Origin of the sequence: Xenorhabdus sp. IM139775, assembly GCF_028598745.1 — a bacterium.
GTDB lineage: Bacteria > Pseudomonadota > Gammaproteobacteria > Enterobacterales > Enterobacteriaceae > Xenorhabdus.
The window spans coordinates 1-22,579 of the sequence record NZ_JAQRFK010000056.1; the positions used below are offsets into that span (position 1 = coordinate 1).

At 56.8% G+C, this 22,579-nt stretch carries 3 protein-coding genes; all 3 read left to right on the plus strand.

Annotated features, from left to right (window positions below; genetic code table 11):
- Positions 1-7,437: non-ribosomal peptide synthetase (locus PSI17_RS12260; RefSeq protein ID WP_273552235.1), on the plus strand; the 7,437-nt coding region annotated here is incomplete at its 5' end.
- Positions 7,434-14,111 (plus strand): non-ribosomal peptide synthetase, encoded by a 6,678-nt coding sequence (locus PSI17_RS12265; RefSeq protein WP_273552236.1) that lies wholly within the window; start codon positions 7,434-7,436, stop codon positions 14,109-14,111. The genes PSI17_RS12260 and PSI17_RS12265, both read left to right, overlap by 4 nt.
- A partial coding sequence (locus PSI17_RS12270) for a non-ribosomal peptide synthetase (RefSeq protein ID WP_273552237.1) occupies positions 14,108-22,579 on the plus strand: 8,472 nt, incomplete at its 3' end. The genes PSI17_RS12265 and PSI17_RS12270, both read left to right, overlap by 4 nt.

The following is a 22,579-nucleotide window of genomic DNA, read 5'->3' on the forward strand; positions in this document are numbered from 1 at the left end:
CGCCCTATCGCTAATACCCAGATTTATATTCTGGATACACAGGGCCAGCCCGTGCCCCTTGGTGTGGCCGGTGAAATCTATATCGGCGGGATGGGTGTGGCCCGCGGTTACCTGAACCAGCCTGAACTGACAGCGGAGCGCTTCCTGCGTGATCCGTTCTCTGTCGAACCGGATGCCCGCATGTACAAAACCGGCGACCTCGGCCGCTGGTTGACCGACGGCAATATCGAATATCTCGGCCGCAATGATTTTCAGGTCAAGCTGCGCGGTTTCCGTATTGAACTGGGGGAAATCGAGACACAACTGATGCAGTGCCCCGGCGTGCGCGATGCGGTCGTGCTGGCGCGCGAAGACGCGGCAGGACAAAAACAGCTGGTCGCTTACCTGCGTCCACACGAGGGTATCAAACTCCTGCCGGCCGAACTGCGCCAGCAACTCGCCCAACATTTGGCCGAATATATGTTGCCCAACGCGTTTGTGACATTAGACGCTTTCCCGCTGACGCCGAATGGTAAACTCGACCGTCAGGCGTTGCCGGCACCTGACGGTTCGGCGGTGATCACCCGCCACTATGAAGCCCCGGTGGGGGACGTAGAAATTGCCCTGACACAAATTTGGCAAAACCTACTGGGGCTGGAGCAGGTTGGCCGCCATGATCACTTCTTTGAGCTTGGCGGGCACTCGCTGCTTGCCGTCCAATTGGTCTCCCGCATACGTCAGATATTGTCACGTGAGCTCCCGTTACAGGCTTTGTTTGCCCGGCCGGTGCTGCAAGAATTAGCCCAGACACTGACGGACGCCGCGGCTACCACGCAAACGGAGATTCCCCTCGCTGACAGACGCCAGCCGTTACCGCTTTCCTTTGCCCAACAGCGCCTGTGGTTCCTGGGGCAACTCGATCCGGCAGCCAGTCTCGCCTACCATATTCCGGTGGCACTACGCCTGACCGGTTCACTCAATCATCCGGCGTTGGCGACGGCCTTTAACCGGCTGGTTGCACGCCATGAAAGTTTACGTACCCGTTTTGTGCTCTTTGAAGGCCAACCCTATCAACATATCGATCCCGCTGATACCGGTTTCCCCCTGACTTACCATGACCTGCGGCAGCTTGATCCGGCGTTGCTGGGCAACCGGGTGACCGAACTGGCCGAACGCGAAGCGCAGACTCCCTTTGATTTTGCCCAAGGTCCGCTGATCCGCGTTCAACTGCTGCAATTGGCCGGGGAGGAGCATGTGTTATTGCTCACCCTGCACCATATTATTACCGACGGCTGGTCGCTTGGGGTGCTGGTACGCGAATTGGAGACTTTCTACCGCGCGGCGCTTGAGGGAAATCATCATCCCCTGCCACCGCTGCCGATTCAGTATGCGGACTATGCGGTCTGGCAACATGCACAGTTCAACGATAAGCTGATCACTGCGCAGCGGGATTTCTGGCGTGACCAGCTTGAAGGTGCCCCCGCCCTGCTGACCCTGCCCATCGACCGTCCCCGCCCGTCGATACAGCGCTATGCCGGTAGCCAAATCCCGCTTCATTTTGATGCAGATTTATTGGCGGCACTTAAGGCCCTAGGCCAGCGCCATCACACCACCCTGTTTATGACCCTGCTCAGTGCATGGAGTCTTGTCCTCTCCCGGCTGAGTGGTCAGGAGGAGGTGGTGATCGGCACACCGATTGCCGGCCGTCAGCACCATGAGCAGGAGGGATTGATCGGGTTTTTTGTCAATACGCTGGCCTTGCGCGTCACTCTGGATGACAGCACCACGGTGGCCGGATTGCTCAACCAAGTCCGCGAACGGGCACTGGCCGCCTATGCCCATCAGGATCTGCCTTTTGAACAGGTGGTGGAAGCGCTCCAGCCGGAACGCAGCCTGAGCCACAGCCCGATCTTTCAGGTCATGCTGGCCCTCAACAATACACCGGCCATCGAGCTGGCGTTACCGGGACTGCAATTTACCCCGCTTGAGCAAGCACACCATAGCGCCCACTTCGATTTAACCCTGTCCCTGACCGAAACCGATGCCGGCCTGTTCGGGGCACTGGAATATGCGGTTGACCTGTTTGATGCCGCCACGGTTGCACGGATAGCCGGCTATCTGCAACACGTACTGGCCGCAATGGTGGAGGACGATGCAACCCAACCCATTGCCCGTCTGCCCCTGTTATCGACGGCAGAACACCAGCAATTGCTGATCGATTTCAACGCCACACAGGCCGATTTCCCGCTGGATGCGCTGATCCACCCACGGTTCGAAGCACAGGCGGCACAACGCCCTGATGCCACGGCGTTAGTCTTTGAAGCGCAAACGCTGAGTTATGGCGAACTGAACCGTCGTGCCAATCAACTGGCCCATCACCTGATTGCACTGGGGGTACGGCCGGATGATCGGGTCGCCATTTGTGCCGAACGCAGTCTGGAACTGATCGTCGGTTTGCTGGCTATCCTTAAGGCCGGCGGGGCTTACCTGCCGCTCGATCCTACCTATCCCGCCGAGCGGCTGGCTTATATGCTTGAAGATGCGGCCCCAGCGGTCCTGCTGACTCAGGCTGCCCAACGCGACAAACTGTCCGGCACCCTGCCAACGATATTACTTGAGCATGTCCTTGATGACCAAGACCCTCTGTTAGCGGCACAACTTGCAGCACAACCGGCTGATAATCCTGATGCGCACACCTTGGGGCTGACTGCCCGCCATCTGGCCTATGTGATCTACACCTCCGGTTCCACTGGCCAGCCCAAAGGGGTGATGGTCGAACACCGCGGATTGAGCAATTACTTGCAGTGGGCTCACAGTCATTATGGGGCTGCCGGACAGACAAACAGCATCGTATCCTCCCCGGTTTCCTTTGATGCCACTGTCACCAGTATTTACCTACCGCTGCTTTGTGGCGGCAAAATCCACCTTATTCGGGAAGGGCAGGAACTGACTGAGCTGGTGCCCGCACTATTATCCACACCAATGGCGTCCACAACGCTGGTTAAGATTACGCCCAGTCATCTTGCCGCCATTGGTCAGGAATTACTAACGGCCAAACAGTTCTGCCCTGCCCATTGTTTTATCGTCGGCGGGGAGACCTTCCCCCGTTCACTTGTTGCCCTTTGGCGTGAACTCTCGCCTGAATCACGGCTGGTTAACGAGTATGGTCCGACTGAAACGGTGGTCGGTTGTATCACATTTGATATTAATCATCAGGAACATCTCCCCGACAACGTGCCCATCGGAAAACCGATCGCCAACACCCGCATTTATATTCTGGATAGCCATAGCCAGCCCGTACCCCTCGGTGTGGTTGGAGAAATCCATATCGGTGGGGCGGGCGTGGCGCGTGGCTACCTGAATCGACCGACACTGACGGCGGAACGTTTCCTTGCCGATCCGTTCTCTGCCGAACCCGCTGCCCGCATGTACAAGACCGGCGATCTTGGCCGCTGGCTGCCTGACGGCAATATCGAATACCTCGGCCGCAATGATTTTCAGGTCAAGCTGCGCGGCTTCCGTATTGAACTCGGCGAAATCGAGGCGCAACTGATGCAGTGTCACGGCGTGCGCGAGGCCATCGTACTGGCGCGCGAAGACGCACCGGGACAGAAACGTTTGGTCGCTTATTTGCGTCCACAGGAGGGTATCGAACTCCTGCCAGCGGAACTGCGCCAGCAACTTGCTCAACATCTGGCTGACTATATGCTGCCCAGTGCCTTTGTCATGCTTGACACCTTCCCATTGACCCTCAATGGCAAATTGGACCGCAAAGCACTGCCGGCACCCGATTTGTCCTCTGTGGTGGTACGCCAGTATGAGGTGCCACTTGGCGAGATGGAAATGGCGCTCGCCCAGATTTGGCAAAACCTATTAGGGCTGGAACACGTCGGTCGCCATGATCACTTCTTCGAACTCGGCGGCCACTCGCTGATGATTGTCAGCCTGATTGAAGAACTGCGCCAGCGGGGCTGGCAACTGGATGTCCGCAGCGTGTTTGTCGCCCCCGTCCTCGCTGATATGGCGCAGGCTATCCGGTGTCACACTGAGACGTTTGTCGTGCCGCCCAACCAGATCCCGACAGACTGCACGGCCATCACGCCCGATATGCTGCCTTTGGTTTCGCTGTCCCAGGCCGAAATTGACGCCATTGTTGAACATATCCCGGGCGGTGCCGCCAATGTGCAAGATATCTACCCGCTCGCGCCGTTGCAGGAAGGTATCCTGTTCCATCACCTGCTTCAGACCAAGGGGGATAATTATCTGCTGCAAAATTTGCTCGCTTTCGACAGCCGCCAGCGTCTCGATACTTTCCTTGCGGCCCTGCAACAGGTTATCGACCGCCATGATATTCTGCGCACGGCGGTTCACTGGCAAGGATTGGCAAATCCTGTTCAGGTGGTCTGGCGTCAGGCGTCCTTGAGTATCAACATCCTTACGCCCGTCACCGCGGGGGATGTCGCGGCCCAACTGTGGGCTGATACCAATCCACGCCAATACCGTATCGATCTGACCCGCGCCCCGTTGTATGCCGTCGATATCGCCCATGAGCCGGAACAAAATGAGTGGCTGCTGGCGCTGCGTTTCCATCATCTGGTCAGCGACCATATGACACTGGAGCTGATTTTTGCCGAAATTACGCTCATCCTACAGGAAAAGGCGGGGAAACTGCCGGCCGTCCTGCCCTATCGCAACTTTATCGCCCAAACCTTGCGCATCCCGGCTGACGCACACGAGGCTTATTTCCGTGCCCAACTGGCTGATATTGACGAACCGACTGCGCCGTTTGGGGTGCTCAAAGTGCCCCCGGATAACGACCTGATTACCGAGGCGCGTCTTTCTGTCACCCCGGCGCTGGCCGATGCAATCCGTACCCAGGCGCGCCGTCTGGGAGTCAGTCCCAGCGTGCTGTTCCATGTCGCCTTGGCGCAGGTACTGGCCAAGACCTGCGGCCGTGATGACGTGGTGTTTGGCTCCGTGTTGTTGGGCCGGCTTCAGGGCGGGGCAAAGGCAGAACAAATACTGGGTATCTTTATCAATACCCTGCCCTTGCGGGTTTCCCTGACCAACCGCACCGTACAGGACGTGGTTCAGGACACCTACCACGGTTTGATGATGTTACTGGAACACGAACAGGCACCCCTGGTTCTGGCACAACGTTGCAGCGGCGTGGCACCGCCAGTACCGCTGTTCAGTACCCTGTTAAATTACCGCCACAGCGCCGCGGATGAGACAGCGGCTGCGGAGACAACGTGGACCGGCATCCGTGCTCTGGCCGCAGAAGAACGCACCACTTATCCCATCACCCTGTCAGTGGATGATTTGAGTACGGGTTTTCAACTTACCGCCCAGACGGTGGCGGGTATAGATTCAGCACAGATAACCCACTATCTGGTTACCGCCCTGAGTGGCCTCATTGAGGCACTGATCCACAACCCGCAGCAACCGATTCTGCAAGTGCCGGTGATACCCGCCCCGGAGCAACAAAAATTACTCGTGGACTTCAATGCCACACAACGAGACTTCCCACAAGATGTCCTAATCCATCAACTCCTTGAAACCGAAGCGGCACGCCATTCCACCGATATCGCCGTGGTATATGGCGAACAATCGCTCAGCTATAGCGAACTGAATCGCCGCGCCAATCAACTGGCGCATCATCTGATTGCATTGGGTATCCGGCCGGATGATCGCGTCGCCGTGTGTGTCGAACGCAGTCTGGAAATGGTGGTGGGTCTACTTGGCATTCTCAAGGCGGGGGGAGCCTATGTGCCACTTGATCCCGCTTATCCCAACGGGCGGCTGAAATATATGCTTGAAGACTCAGCCCCCGTTGTCATCCTGACACAAATGGCATGGGCTGATCGCTTTACCCGCCCTGAGTCTGACGATTTCATACCAGTATCTATACCAATAGTCACGCTCGACGCCCAAGAGCCGCTGATGAAAGCCCAACCCGAACACAATCCAGAGGTTGCGGATCTGGCGGTTCACCATCTGGCTTATGTGGTTTATACCTCAGGTTCCACGGGGTTGCCCAAAGGCGTGATGAGTAGCCACCAAGCCCTGTGCAACCGGCTGTTGTGGTTTGTCCGGGACATCGCGACATCGCCTCTGGTGGGCGCCCTGAAAACCAGTATCAGCTTTGTTGATTCAATCACTGAAACGCTGGGCGTATTACTGGCTGGCGGCAAACTGGTGGTTTTCGATAACCACACAGTGAAAGATCCGGTTCGTTTCGGCGAAGGCTTGCAGCGTTTTGACGTTAACGTCTTGGTGGTCGTCCCTTCCCTATTGAACCTCCTGATATCTGATCATGATGATGATCACCGCGATAACCGTCACTCTCTAACATCAATCAGGCTATTGATTTGCAGCGGGGAACGGCTCGCCCCTGAACTGGCGCAGCAAGTAGTAACCCATTACCCCGGACTCCGGTTGCTCAATTTTTACGGTTCGTCCGAAGTGTGTGGTGATGCAACTTGGTATGAATATTCCGCCCAATCAGGTGTACCGGCAGTTTCAGTGATTGGCCGCCCGATTGCCAATACCCAAATCTACATTCTCGACTCTCATGGTCGTCTTGTTCCCTTTGGCGCAACGGGTGAGATCTATGTTGCCGGCGCAGGGCTGGCCCGTGGTTATTTAAATCGCCCGACATTGACCGCAGGGCGTTTCCTGCTTAATCCATTCTCCCCAGATCCCGATGCCCGCCTGTACAAGACCGGCGACCTTGGTCGCTGGCTGGCCGACGGCAATATCGAATATCTTGGCCGCAATGATTTTCAGGTCAAGCTGCGGGGCTTCCGCATTGAGCTGGGGGAAATCGAAACCCGTCTCAGACAGTGCCCCGGCGTGCTTGAGGCGGTCGTGCTGGCGCGCGAAGACGAACCGGATCAGAAACGGTTGGTTGCCTACCTGCGGCCACAGGAAGGTATCGAGCTAATACCGGCTGAACTGCGCCAGCAACTCACCCGGCACCTTGCCGACTATATGCTGCCCAGCGCGTTTGTGACATTAGACACTTTCCCGCTGACGCCGAATGGCAAACTCGACCGCCGGGCGCTGCCTGCCCCGGATTCGTCTGCGGTGGTGACCCATGATTATGAGCCGCCACAGGGAAAAATAGAAACGGATCTGGCTCAGATCTGGCAGGAATTATTAGGACTGGAGCGTATCAGCCGCCACGACCACTTCTTTGAATTGGGTGGACATTCATTGATGGGCGTCAGGCTGATAGCACGTATAAGAAGCCGATTTTTGGTCAATATTTCCCTGACCGAGTTATTCATGTCGCCCAAATTGATGGAGCAAGCCGCCATCATTTTCTCAGCGCAAATCAGTACGGTCGGGGAAAACGAAATTGAATCACTCCAAAGCGATCTTGACTCAATGTCGGCAGAAGAATTGATGGCAATTTTAGGCGGAGACGATACCCGTGGAGACAGTAAACCATGACAAGAACTCACATGAACCTCGATGACTTGAAACGTGCGGTACTAGAGAAAAGAGTGGCAGAGCAATTGCAGGCTCGCGGTGATCAGCAACAGCCGTTATTGATCACACCCGCAGACAGGAATCGATCGCTACCGCTCTCTTTCGCACAACAGCGGTTATGGTTTCTCAGCCAAATCGATCCGGCTGCGGCGCTGGCCTATCATTTACCGGCGATACTGCGTCTCACCGGTCAGCTTGACCGCCACGCGCTGACGAGGTCACTTGACAGCCTGATTGCCCGCCATGAAAGTCTGCGCACCCGTTTTGTGCTGGTTGACGGCCAACCCTGCCAGCATATTGATCCGGCTGATATCGGTTTTGCCCTGTCTTACCATGACTTACGCCAGCTCGATCCCGGCCTGCGCACCCGTCGCGTTACCGAACTGGCTGATCTTGAGGCCCAGACTCCTTTCGACTTTGCTCAGGGTCCCCTTATTCGCGGTCAGCTACTGCAACTGGCCGATGAAGAGCATATCCTGCTGGTGACCCAGCATCACATTATCACTGACGGCTGGTCGCTTGGGGTGCTGGTCCGCGAATTGGGTGAGTTTTACCGCACCGCCCTTGATGGGGAAGATAATCCCTTGCCGCCCCTGCCCATTCAGTATGCGGATTATGCGGTTTGGCAACATGAGCAGTTAAAAGGAACCCTCCTTGCTGAGCAGCGTGACTTCTGGCGTGCCCAACTTGAGGGCGCGCCGGCCTTACTGGCACTGCCCACGGATCGGCCGCGCCCCGCCGTCCAGACTTATGCCGGCAACCAAGTTTCTTTCCATCTTGATGCCCCATTACTGGCATCACTAAAGCAACTGGGACAGCGCCATAACAGCACCTTGTTTATGATTGTCCTGACAGCCTGGAGTAGCGTACTCGCCCGGCTGAGTGGTCAGGATGAAATTGTCATTGGTACGCCGGTGGCGAACCGTTCGCACCATGAACTGGAAGGGTTGATGGGTTTCTTTGTTAATACCCTCGCCTTGCGCGTAACATTCAATGATGACCTCAGGGTGGCAGATCTCCTCACACAGGTGCGGGAACGGGCGCTGGCGGCTTATGCCCATCAGGATTTGCCCTTCGAGCAAGTGGTGGAAGCGTTCCAGCCTGAACGCAGCCTCAGCTACAGCCCGATCTTTCAGGTGATGCTGGCGTTGAATAACACCCCAGCCCAAGCGCTGACATTACCGGGTTTACAACTCGCGGCGATGGCGCCGGCTCATCGTGGTGCCCATTTTGATTTAACCTTGTCTTTAAGTGAATTGCCTTTGGGTGAATCCGAGAACGGTTTAGTGGGCTACCTGGAATATGCCAGCGATTTGTTTGACACGGCAACCGCTGAACGCCTGGTCCTCTACTTAACCAATACACTGACGGCGATGGTGGCGGATGAAACGCAACGGATTGCCACTCTGCCGATGCAGCCGGAATCGGAACGGCAACAATTGTTGGTGGATTTTAATGCGACTCAGGCGGATTTCCCGCAAAATGTCCTGATCCACCAACTGGTTGAAGCACAGGCTGCACAACGTCCTGATGCCATTGCCGCCGTATTTGAGGAACAAACACTCAGCTATGGCGAACTGAATCGTCGTGCCAATCAGTTGGCGCATCATCTGATTGCGCTGGGGGTGCGGCCGGATGATCGGATCGCCATTTGTGTCGAACGCAGTCTGGAATTAGTGATTGGCTTGCTTGCTATCCTCAAGGCTGGCGGGGCTTATGTGCCACTTGATCCTCTCTATCCGGCCGAGCGATTGGCGTATATGCTTGAAGATGCCACCCCCGTGGTCTTACTGACTCAGGCCGCTCTGGTTGATCAGTTAGACAACGCCATACCAGTCAGTGCCATACCGACAATATTGCTTGATACCCCAGACCCCCATTTGGCGATTCAGCCCGATGACAATCCATCGGCACACACGCTGGGGCTGACTTCGTGCCATCTGGCCTATATCATTTACACCTCCGGCTCCACCGGCCAACCCAAAGGAGTGATGATCGAACATCGCGGTCTGTGTAATTTAATTACCACCCAACAAAACGCGCTGCTACTCACCCCTGACAGCCGCGTCTTACAGTTCGCCTCAAACAGTTTCGATGCCTGCATTCTGGAATACTGCATGACTTTCGTAGCCGGTGCCTGCCTCTATCTCGCCAAACGTGCCGACCTGCTGCCCGGTGAGATTTTGTCCGGCTACCTGACTGCCCATGCCATCAGCCATGTGATCCTGTCACCGACCGCGCTGGCGGCGATGGATTCACTGTCCGATACGCTGCAAATGTTGCTGCTGGCGGGAGAAGCGTGTCCGCCAACTCTGGTCAAACGCTGGGCGCAGGGACGGCTGATGATCAATGGCTATGGCCCGACGGAAACCACCATTTGGGCCACCCTTTATCAATGTGACAGTGAGGAAGAGGGTGCGCCTCCCATTGGCCGCCCGATTGCCAATACCCGTATCTATATTCTGGATAACCACGGACAACCCGTCCCGCTAGGGGTTATCGGCGAGATTTATATCGCCGGTGCCGGTGTCGCCCGCGGCTACCTCAATCGGCCTGAACTGACGGCGGAACGTTTCCTTGCCGATCCGTTCTCTGCCGAGTCCAATGCCCGCATGTACAAAACTGGCGATCTTGGTCGCTGGCGACCCGACGGCAATATCGAATACTGTGGTCGTAATGATTTTCAGGTCAAACTGCGTGGCTTCCGGATTGAACTGGGGGAAATCGAGGCAAGACTGATGCAGTGCGATGGCGTGCGTGAGGCAGTTGTACTGGCACGTGAAGACGAATCCAATCAGAAACGGCTGGTGGCTTATCTGCGGCCGATGGAGGGTTGTGAGCTGATCCCGGCAGATTTGCGTCAACAACTCGCCCGGCATCTGGCCGAGTATATGCTGCCCAGCGCCTTTATGGTACTGGACGCTTTCCCGCTGACGCCGAATGGCAAACTTGACCGTCAGGCACTCCCTGCGCCTGATGCGTCTGCGATGGTGATCCGTGGTTATGAACCCCCGGTTGGTGAAACAGAAATTGCCCTGACTCAAATTTGGCAAGACTTACTGGGACTGGAACACGTCAGTCGCCATGACCATTTCTTTGAACTGGGGGGGCATTCATTGATGATCGTCAGTCTGATCGAGGCGCTGCGTCGTCTCGGCTGGAAGCTCGATGTTCGCAGTGTCTTCGCCGCCCCGATCCTCGCCGATATGGCACAAACCATTCAGCGTGACAGCAATACCTTTGTGGTGCCGCCCAATCTTATTCCTGACGATTGCACGGCCATCACGCCCGATATGCTGCCACTGGTTTCTCTGTCCCAGACCAAGATTGATGCGATGGCAGAAACCATTCCCGGTGGTGCGGGCAATATACAGGATATCTACCCACTCTCACCGTTGCAGGAAGGCATCTTGTTTCATTACCTGATGCAGACACAGGGTGATATCTATCTGTTACAGAGCCTGATTGCTTTTGATTCCCGTGAGCGTCTCGAACGCTTTCTGGATGCCTTGCAGCAGGTGATTAACCGCCATGATATCTTGCGCACGTCGGTTTACTGGCAAGGATTGGAACAACCGGTTCAGGTGGTTTGGCGTCAGGCCCCGCTGAATATTCATATTTTCACGCCAGCCACAACCGACAATGTCCCAGACCAACTGCAAGCACATACTGATCCGCATCGGCATCGCCTCGACCTGACGCAAGCGCCCCTGTTTGCGGCAGATATTGCCTACGATCCGGCACAGGATGAATGGCTGTTGGCACTGCGTTTCCATCACCTGGTCAGTGACCATATGACACTGGAACTGATTTTCGCGGAAATGGCCTTGATATTACAGGGTCAGGAAACACTGCCCACCGCGCTACCTTATCGCAACTTTATTGCCCAGACCCTGAGCGTATCAGCCGCAGGGCACGAGGACTATTTCCGTACCCAACTCGCTGATATTGACGAACCGACAGCACCGTTTGGTGTTCTTTCAATAGCCGATGATCCACCCACAAACAAGGATGAATCCATTACCGAAGCCCAACTGGTTCTTGATCCAGAGTTAGCGCAGGCCATTCGCTCCCAGGCCCGACACCAGAAAGTCAGCCCCAGTGTCCTGTTTCATGTCGCGTGGGCACAGGTATTGGCCAAGACCAGCGGTCGTGACGATGTCGTCTTTGGTTCCGTGCTGCTGGGCCGTCTGCAAGGCGGGGCTGATTCAGGTCAAATATTAGGCATGTTTATCAATACCCTGCCAATGCGCATTTCTCTGGCAGGTCACAGTGTACAATCTATAGTGCAAGCGACCTATCGTGATTTGATGACGCTGCTGGAACATGAACAGACACCGTTGGCGCTGGCTCAAGGCTGTAGTGGTATAAATAGTGGTGTGGCACAACCCCTGCCATTGTTTAGTGCCTTGTTCAATTATCGTCATTCTCAAGCCAATGAAGAGGATGCTAATACCGTCTGGTCGGGTATGCGTGTTCTCACCGTGCAGGAACGAACCAACTATCCCATTACACTATCGGTGGACGATTTGGGCGAGGGTTTTAGTCTGACCGCCTATACGGTGGCCAATATCGATCCGGTTCGTGTCACCCATTATCTTCTGACAGCCATAAGGGGTTTGATTGATGCGTTAGTGCACAATCCGCAACAACTGATTCTGGATATCCCCATTTTGCCGGTGGCAGAGCAGCAACAATTGCTGGTAGAGTTCAACGCCACACAAGCTGATTTCCCGCAAGACGCGCTGATCCACCAGCTAGTTGAAGCGCAGGCCGCACAGCGGCCTGAGACTACTGCGTTGGTATTTGAGGAGCAAACGCTCAGCTATGGCGAGCTTAATCGCCGGGCCAATCAATTGGCCCATTATCTGATAGCACTGGGTGTACGGCCGGATGATCGGGTGGCGATTTGTGCCGAACGCAGTCCGGAACTGATCATCGGTTTGCTCGCTATCCTTAAAGCCGGCGGGGCTTATCTGCCGCTTGATCCCACCTATCCGACCGAGCGGTTGGCGTATATGCTTGAAGATGCCACGCCGGTGGCCTTGCTGACTCAGGCCGCCCATGCCGATAAGTTATCACGTTCTGAATCTATCATGCCTGTGGTCATCCTCGACGCTCAAGCACCATTCCTGGCGGAACAACCGATTCACAACCCCGATCCACTGGCTTTGGGGCTGATGTCACGCCATCTGGCCTATATTATCTATACTTCCGGCTCCACGGGACAACCCAAAGGGGTGATGGTTGAGCACCGCAATGTCCTGCGTCTGATCGTTAACAGTGGTTTTGCGGATATCAGTCCGAATGACTGCATTGCCCATTGCGCCAATCCGGCTTTTGACGCCTCGACCTGGGAAATCTGGGCGGCCCTGCTCAATGGTGCACGCCTGCATCTGGTTGCCCAATCGGTACTGCTTGATCCGGTGCTGTTCTGCCAGACACTGATCAACGGGCAAGTCACGGCCCTTTGGCTAACGGCGGGGCTGTTTAACGAATACCTGAATGCGCTCAGCCCCCTGTTCGGACAATTGCGTTACTTACTGGTTGGCGGTGATGTGCTCGACCCAAGGAAGATACAGCAAGTACAGTTGGCTGAATCCCGACCCGCCCATCTGATTAATGGCTATGGCCCGACGGAAACCACCACCTTTGCGACAACGTATGCCATTGCCTCTCCCGTCGAGCCTGACCGTTCGATTCCCATTGGCCGCCCGATTGCCAATACCCAGATTTACATTCTGGACAGCCACCGCCAGCCCGTACCCCTCGGTGTGGCTGGTGAGATCCATATTGGTGGTGCCGGCGTCGCCCGCGGTTACCTGAACTGGCCAGCCCTGACGACGGAACGTTTCCTCCGTGACCCGTTTTCTGCCGATCCCGATGCCCGCATGTACAAGACCGGCGATCTCGGTCGCTGGTTGCCCGACGGCACGATTGAGTATCTCGGCCGCAATGATTTTCAGGTCAAGCTGCGCGGCTTCCGCATTGAGCTGGGTGAAATCGAAACCCGTCTCAGACAGTGCCACGGCGTGCGTGAAGCCGTCGTTCTGGCACGCGAAGACGAACCGGATCAAAAACGCCTGGTGGCCTATCTGCTGCCTCTGGAGGGTTGCGAGCTGATTCCGGCGGAGCTGCGGCAGCAACTCGCCCAGCACCTTGCCGACTATATGCTGCCCAGCGCCTTTATGGTACTGGATGCCTTCCCGCTGACGCCCAATGGCAAACTCGACCGTCGGGCCCTGCCTGCCCCTGACGCGTCGGCGGTGGTAACCCATCATTATGAGGCGCCAGACAGTGAGGAAGAAATGATTCTGGCCCAAATCTGGCAGGAGGTGCTGGGATTAGAACAAGTGGGTCGCCATGACCACTTTTTTGAACTTGGGGGGCATTCACTGATGCTTATGCAGTTATCAACACGCATTCAAGACGAATTCTGGGTCGATATCCCCATCTCTTCGCTGTTTCTTTCCCCGCAATTAGCGAAACAGGCGGAGATCATCTTGGCAGTCCAAATGGAGGCCATCGGGGAAAACGAGGTTGAATCGCTGCAAAATGCGCTGGATTTCATGTCAACCGAAGAATTAATGACGATTTTAGACGGAGAAAATAATCGCGGAGGTAATCATCAATGATACGGTCTAACAACAATCACAATAACCTGAAACGTGCTGTTTTAAAAAAGAAAATTAAGCAACAATTACAGGCACAGAAACATCAGAAGCGGCCGCCAATCAAATCGGCGCCCCGTGATACGCCTCTGCCATTATCTTTCGCCCAACAACGTTTGTGGTTCCTTAACCAACTCGATCCGGCCGCAAGCCTGGCCTACCACATACCGGCAGCGCTACGCCTGACCGGTCAACTGAACCGTGATGCCCTGAATAACACCCTCAATCGCCTGATTGCGCGCCACGAAAATCTGCGTACCCGTTTTATCCTTATTGAGGGTCAACCTTGCCAATACATTGATCCGGCCGATATCGGCCTTGCCCTCGCTTATCAAGACCTGCGCCCGTTGGACACAGAACAGCACGCGACCCGCATTGCGGAAGTGACTGAGCTTGAGGCACAGACGCCTTTCGATTTGACTCAGGGTCCGCTGATCCGCGGCCAATTGCTGCAACTGGCAGATGAAGAACATATCCTGTTGCTTACTCAGCATCACATCATTTCTGACGGCTGGTCTATTGGCGTCTTGGTGCACGAATTAGAGGTACTCTATCGCGCCGAGCGTGATCACGTTGATGCCCTGCTCCCTACCCTTCCCATTCAGTACGCCGACTATGCGGTCTGGCAGCGTGAATGGTTACAGGGCGAAGTGCTTGCCCAACAGCGCGATTTCTGGCATAGCCAACTCGAAGGTGCCCCATCCCTGCTGACGCTCCCCACGGATCGACCTCGTCCGGCGGTACAAACTTATACCGGGCACCGATTATCTGTTCAGTTCGATCCTGACTTGCTGGCATCACTTAAATCGATTGGACAACACCATAATACGACGCTGTTTATGGTTGTACTGACAGCCTGGAGTGTTGTCCTCGCCCGGCTGAGTGGTCAGGAGGAGGTGGTTATTGGCACTCCCATCGCCAATCGTCCGCACAAAGAACTGGAAGGGCTGATGGGTTTCTTCGTCAATACACTGGCTTTGCGTGTCACACTCAGTGATAACCCCAGCGTTGCCGACTTGCTGACCCAAGTCCGCGAACGGGCGCTGGCAGCCTATGCGCATCAGGATCTGCCTTTTGAACAGGTCGTGGAAACGCTGCAACCTGAGCGTAGTTTAAGCCACAGTCCAATCTTTCAGGTGATGCTGGCGCTCAATAACACGCCCCCCAAGACGCTCACGTTACCGGATCTGCAACTCACCCCGATTGAATTGGTACGTCACAGTGCCCACTTCGATATGACATTATCACTGACTGAAACCGAATCAGGTCTATTGGGGGAGCTGGAGTATGTGGTTGATCTGTTCGATGCCGCAACCATTGAACGGATGATCGGCTATTTGAAACAAGTACTGGTTGCAATGGCGAATGATGCGACACAACGCGTAGACCAACTGCCCCTGTTATCGGCGGCAGAACGCCAACAAATCCTCGTGGACTTTAACGCCACTCAGGTCGATTTTCCGCAAGGGGCGCTGATCCACCAGCTATTTGAAGCGCAGGCCACACAGCAACCTGAGGCGACCGCCGCCGTCTTTGGGGAACAAACCCTCAGCTATGGCGAACTGAATCACCGTGCCAATCAGCTGGCGCATCATCTGATTGCGCTGGGGGTACGGCCGGATGATCGGGTCGCCATCTGTGTCGAACGCAGTCTGGAACTGATCGTCGGTTTGCTGGCGATCCTCAAGGCGGGCGGGACTTATGTGCCGCTTGACCCCAGTTATCCGGCCGAGCGACTGGCGTATATGCTTGAAGACGCCACGCCGGTGCTCTTGCTGACTCAGGCCGCCCAACGCGACAAACTGGCCGTCTCCCTGCCGACGGTGTTACTTGATCATCTCCTTGATGACCAGGACCCGCTATTCGCAGCACAACCGGCTGACAACCCTGATGCGCAGGCCTTGGGGCTGACCGCCCGCCATTTGGCCTATGTGATCTACACCTCCGGCTCCACCGGCCAACCGAAAGGGGTGATGATCGAACATCGCAGCCTGTGTAATTTAACGACCACCCAACAAAATACGCTGGCACTGACTCCTGACAGCCGCGTCTTACAATTCGCCTCAAACAGTTTCGATGCCTGCATCTGGGAATGCGCCATGGCTTTTGTGGCAGGCGCCCGACTCTATCTCGCCAAACGTGCCGACCTGCTGCCGGGTGAGATCCTGTCCGGTTATCTGGCGGCCCATGCCATTAGCCATGTGCTCCTGTCACCGACCGCACTGGCGGCCATGGATGCTCTGCCCGATACCTTACACACCTTGCTGGTGGGCGGTGAAGCGTGCCCGCCAACCTTAGTCAAACGCTGGGCACAGGGACGGCAGATGCTCAATGCCTATGGCCCGACAGAAATCACCGTCTGCGCCACCCTCTATCCCTGTGACCGTCAGAAAGAAAAAACACCACCGATTGGCCGCCCGATCGCCAATACCCGGATCTATATTCTGGATGGGCACGGGCAACCCGTGCCCATTGGGGTAAGTGGTGAAATTTATATTGCCGGCGCCGGCGTGGCACGTGGTTACCTGAACCGGCCGACACTGACGGCCGAGCGCTTCCTCCGTGACCCGTTCTCTGCCGACCCCGATGCCCGGATGTACAAGACCGGCGACCTTGGCCGCTGGTTGCCCGACGGCAATATCGCGTACCTTGGCCGCAATGATTTTCAGGTCAAGCTGCGCGGTTTCCGCATTGAACTGGGGGAGATTGAGTCCCAACTCATGCAGTGTCATGGTGTACGTGAAGCTGTCGTGATCGCCCGCGAAGATGAGCCGGCGCAAAAACGTTTGGTTGCTTATCTGCGACCGCAGGAGGGGGTTGAATTGGTGCCCGCTGAACTGCGTCAGCAACTCACGCAACATCTGACCGACTCTATGCTGCCCAGCGCGTTTGTGATGCTGGATGCCTTCCCGCTGACGCCGAATGGCAAGCTCGACCGGCAGGCACTGCCGGCACCTGACGCGTCGGCGGCGGTTACCCGCCACTATGAAGCACCGGTGGGGGAAGTGGAAATTGCCCTGGCCCAGATCTGGCAAGAATTGCTGGGACTGGAAAAAGTCGGCCGCCATGACCACTTCTTTGAGCTGGGCGGGCACTCGCTGTTGATCGTCAGCCTGATGGATCGGCTGCACAAACTGGGCTGGCGGCTGGAGGTGCGCAGCGTGTTCGATGCCCCGATCCTGCGGGCGCTGGCACAAACCCTGTTATCTCCCCAGAATGCACCACCGGCTTTCGCCGTGCCCCCCAATCTTATTCCTGCTGATTGCACGGCGATCACCCCCGACATGTTGCCGCTGGTATCACTGACCCACACCGAGATCGCCACCCTGACGGCGGTGATCCCCGGCGGCGGCGGCAATGTGCAGGATATCTACCCGCTCGCGCCGTTGCAGGAAGGGATTTTCTTCCAGCATTTATTACAGGCCCAAGGGGATGATTATCTGCTGCGCAGCCTGTTCGCCTTTGACCGCCGTGAACAGCTCAATGCCTTTTTGACCGCCCTGCAACAGATTATCGACCGCCATGATATTTTGCGCACCTCCGTCCATTGGCAGGGCTTGTCCCAGCCCGTTCAGGTGGTCTGGCGTCAGGCAATATTGCCCGTGAATATCTTTACCCCCGCCCCGGACACCGGGGAAGACGTTGTAGCCCAACTGCGTGCCGCCACCGATCCCTGCCACCACCGCCTCGACCTGAGGCAGGCACCCTTGTTTGCCGCCGATATTGCCCATGATCCGCGACACAATGAATGGCTGCTGGCCCTGCGTTTTCACCATCTGGTCAGTGACCACATGACACTGGAGCTGATTTTCGCTGAAATGGCTCAGGTATTGCGGGGCAATGCCGAAACCCTGCCGGCAGCCCTGCCTTATCGCAACTTTGTTGCCCAAGCCTTAAGTGTGTCTGCCGCCGAGCACGAAGCTTATTTCCGTACCCAACTGGCCGATATTGAAGAACCCACCGCCCCCTTTGGGCTGCTTGAGATCCCCCGCAACAACGATGTTATCAATGAAGAAACCCTGTTGCTTGCTCCTGCGCTGGCAAACGCCATTCGCGCCCAATCCCGCCGTCTGGGCGTCAGCCCCAGCGTGCTGTTTCATGTTGCCTGGGCGCAGGTGCTGGCACACACCAGCGGCCATGACGATGTGGTGTTTGGCACTGTCTTGCTGGGACGCCTGCAAGGAGTCACGGGTGCCGACAGAATATTGGGCATGTTTATCAATACCCTGCCGATACGGATTGCGCTGGCTGATTTGAGCGTGCAGGCCGTGGTGCAGGCCACCTATCAAAATCTGACCACCCTGCTGGAACATGAGCAGGCACCGCTGGCGCTGGCCCAACAGTGCAGCGGCGTGGCCGCGCCCTTGCCCCTGTTCAGTACCCTGCTGAACTACCGCCACAGTCATGTCAGTGAGACAAACACGGAGGCCGTGGATGATGACATTGGGCGCGGGATGCGCTTCCTAACGGCAGAAGAACGCACCAACTTCCCCATCACCCTGTCAGTGGATGATCTGGGCGCCGAAGGTTTCCAGCTCACCGCCCAGACCGTAGCGGAAGCCGATCCCACACGCATTATCCGTTACCTTGTCACCGCCCTGCATAGCCTGATGGAAGCCCTGATCCAGCATCCACAGCAACCGATCCTGTCCCTGTCAGTGCTCCCCGCCGCGGAACGCCAACAAGTCCTTATGGACTTTAACGCCACGCAGGCCGATTTCCCGCAAAATGCGTTGATCCACCAGCTAGTTGAAGCGCAGGCGGCACAACATCCTGACGCCACGGCGCTGATCTTTGAGGAACAAACGCTCAACTATGGTGAGCTTAATCGCCGTGCCAATCAGCTAGCCCATCACCTGATTGCACTGGGGGTACGGCCGGATGACCGAATCGCCATTTGTGCCGAGCGCAGTCTGGAATTGATCGTCGGTTTGCTCGCTATCCTGAAAGCCGGCGGGGCTTATCTGCCACTCGATCCCACCTATCCGGCTGAGCGGCTGGCGTATATGCTTGACGATGCTGCTCCCGTGGTCTTACTGACCCAGACAGGCCAACGCGATAAACTGTCCGGCACCCTGCTAACGGTGTTACTTGATCATCTCCTTGATGACCAAGACCCGCGGTTAGCGGCACAACCGGCTGACAACCCTGATGCGCAAGCCCTGGGGCTGACCGCCCGTCATCTGGCCTATGTGATCTACACCTCCGGTTCCACCGGCCAGCCCAAAGGGGTGATGGTTGAGCACCGCAATGTACTGCGTTTGCTGATCAATAATGGTTTTGCCGATATCACCCCAAATGACTGCCTTGCCCATTGCGCCAATATCTCCTTTGATGCCGCCACCTGGGAAGTGTGGTCCGGCTTGGTTCATGGTGCCCGTATCCTGTTGATCCCCGAAAAGATCTTGTTGCAACCCGACGATTTTGGTCGTTGCCTGTCAGCGCAAGGGATAAGCGCCCTGTTCCTCACGTCTGCCCTTTTCAACCACTATGCCCATTTGATTGGCCCTTCACTGGCAGGATTGCGTTATGTCCTGTTCGGGGGGGAGCAGACTGACACCCGTCCGGCGATTAGTCTGCGCGCCGAATATCCCCCCCAATATTTGCTGCATGTCTATGGGCCAACGGAAACCACCACTTTCGCCACCGCCTATGTTATCCCTGAGGCGGAAGATAAAGATGGCCGCCAAGACATTCCTATTGGCCGCCCAATCTCCAATACCCAGATCTATCTTCTGGATAAACATGGTCAGCCGGTGCCCCTCGGCGTGGCCGGTGAAATTTATATCGGCGGAGCCGGTGTGGCGCGCGGTTACCTGAACCGGCCTGAACTGACGGCGGAACGTTTCCTGCGTGATCCGTTCTCTGCCGACACGCAAGCTCGGATGTACAAGACCGGTGACCTTGGCCGCTGGCAGCCCGATGGCAATATCGAGTACCTCGGCCGTAATGATTTTCAGGTCAAGCTGCGTGGCTTCCGTATTGAACTGGGCGAAATCGAGGCAAGACTGATGCAGTGTCACGGCGTGCGCGAGGCCGTCGTTCTCGTTCGTGAAGACGCGACAGGGCAAAAACATCTGGTGGCTTACCTGCGGCCTCAGGAGGGTATCGAACTGCTGCCGGCGGAACTTCGCCAGCAACTCGCCCAGCACCTTGCTGATTATATGCTGCCCAGCGCCTTTGTGATGCTGGATGCTTTCCCGCTGACCCCCAACGGCAAACTCGACCGTCAGGCGCTCCCAGCACCTGACGGTTCGGCGGTGATCACCCGCCACTATGAAGCCCCGGTGGGGGAAGTGGAAATTGCCTTGGCCCAAATTTGGCAAGACCTGCTGGGACTGGAACACGTCGGCCGCCATGACCACTTCTTTGAACTCGGCGGGCACTCGCTGTTAATCGTCAGCCTGATGGAGCGACTGCACAAGTTGGGCTGGCGGCTGGAGGTGCGCAGCGTGTTCGATGCCCCGATCCTGCGGGCGCTGGCACAAACCCTGTTATCTCCCGAAAATGCCCCCCCGGCTTTCGCCGTGCCCCCCAATCTTATTCCTGCTGATTGCACGGTGATCACCCCCGACATGTTGCCGCTGGTGTCACTGACCCACACCGAGATCGCCACCCTGTCGGCGGTGATCCCCGGCGGTGCCGGCAATGTACAGGATATCTACCCGCTCGCCCCGTTGCAGGAAGGGATTTTATTCCACCATTTATTGCAGACCCAAGGGGACGATTATCTGCTGCGCAGCCTGTTCGCCTTTGACCGCCGTGAACAGCTCAATGCCTTTTTGACCGCCCTGCAACACATTATCGACCGCCATGATATTTTGCGCACCTCCGTCCATTGGCAGGGCTTGTCCCAGCCCGTTCAGGTGGTCTGGCGTCAGGCAACCTTGCCTGTCAAGGTCTTTACACCGATCCCAGACACCGAAGAAGACGTTGTAGCCCAACTGCGTGCCGCCACCGATCCCCGCCACCACCGTCTCGACCTGCGACAGGCCCCTCTGTTTGCCGCTGATATTGCCCACGATCCACAACCCAATGAGTGGCTGCTGGCGCTGCGTTTTCACCATCTGGTCAGTGACCATCTGGCCATGGAGTTGATTTTCACCGAGATGGCCCAAATATTGCTGGGCCATGCCGACACCCTGCCTGCCGCCCTGCCGTACCGTGATTTTGTTGCCCAAACGCTAAGCGTGCCCGTCGCTGAACATGCAGCCTATTTCCGTACCCAACTGGCGGATATTGAGGAACCCACCGCCCCCTTTGGGCTGCTTGAGATCCCCCGCGATGACAATGCGATCAGCGAAGCCCACCAGTTGCTTGAGCCAGCGCTGGCCAGCGCCATCCGCACCCAAGCGCGCCGGTCGGGAGTCAGTGCCAGCGTGCTGTTCCATGTCGCCTGGGCGCAGGTTCTGGCCAAGACCAGCGGCCGTGATGACGTGGTGTTCGGCTCTGTCTTACTGGGGCGCTTGCAGGGGGTCGCAGGTGCCGACAGGATATTGGGCATGTTTATCAACACCCTGCCGGTACGGATTGCGCTGGCCGGCCTGAGCGCACAAGCCGTGGTACAGGCTACCTATCACAACCTGACCACCCTGCTGGAACATGAGCAGGCACCGCTGGCGCTGGCCCAGCAGTGCAGCGGCGTGGCCGCCCCCCTGCCCCTGTTCACTACCCTGCTGAACTACCGCCACAGTCATGTCAGTGAGGCAGATCCGGTCAATGATGAAATTTGGCGCGGGATGCGCCTCCTGACGGCCGAAGAACGCACCAACTTCCCTATCACCCTGGCGGTGGATGATATGGGCGCGGATTTCCGGCTCGCTGCCCAGACCGCAACGGGAGCCGACCCCGCACGCCTGACCCGTTACCTTGTCACCGCCCTGCATGAGCTGGTTGAGGCGCTGATCCAACAGCCGCAGCAACCGATCCTGTCCCTGCCGGTGCTCCCCGCCGCAGAACGCCGACAAATCCTTGTGGACTTTAACGCCACACAAGCCAATTTCCCGCAGGATGCGCTGATCCACCAACGATTTGAAGCGCAGGCTGCACAGCGGCCTGATGCCACCGCCATTGTGTTTGAGGGGCAGGCTCTCAGTTATGGCGAACTGAATCGCCGTGCCAACCAACTGGCGCATCACCTGATCGCGCTGGGGGTGCGGCCGGATGATCGGGTCGCCATTTGTGTCGAACGCAGTCTGGGGATGGTGGTGGGATTGCTGGCGATCCTCAAAGCCGGCGGGGCTTATGTGCCGCTTGATCCCGCCTATCCCGCCGAACGGCTGGCGTATATGCTGGACGATGCGGCACCGGTGGCCTTACTGACTCAAGCAACGTTACACGATGAATTACGCGACAAGCTGGACAGCACGTTGCCGACGGTCTTGCTGGATAATACGCCGGAGAGTCACGGATCGTTTTGGGCAACCCTGCCG

What these genes read in the sequence shown, in the direction of transcription:
- PSI17_RS12265 (WP_273552236.1), top strand. Translation starts at nt 7,434, where the DNA reads ATGACAAGAACTCACATGAACCTCGATGACTTGAAACGTGCGGTACTA.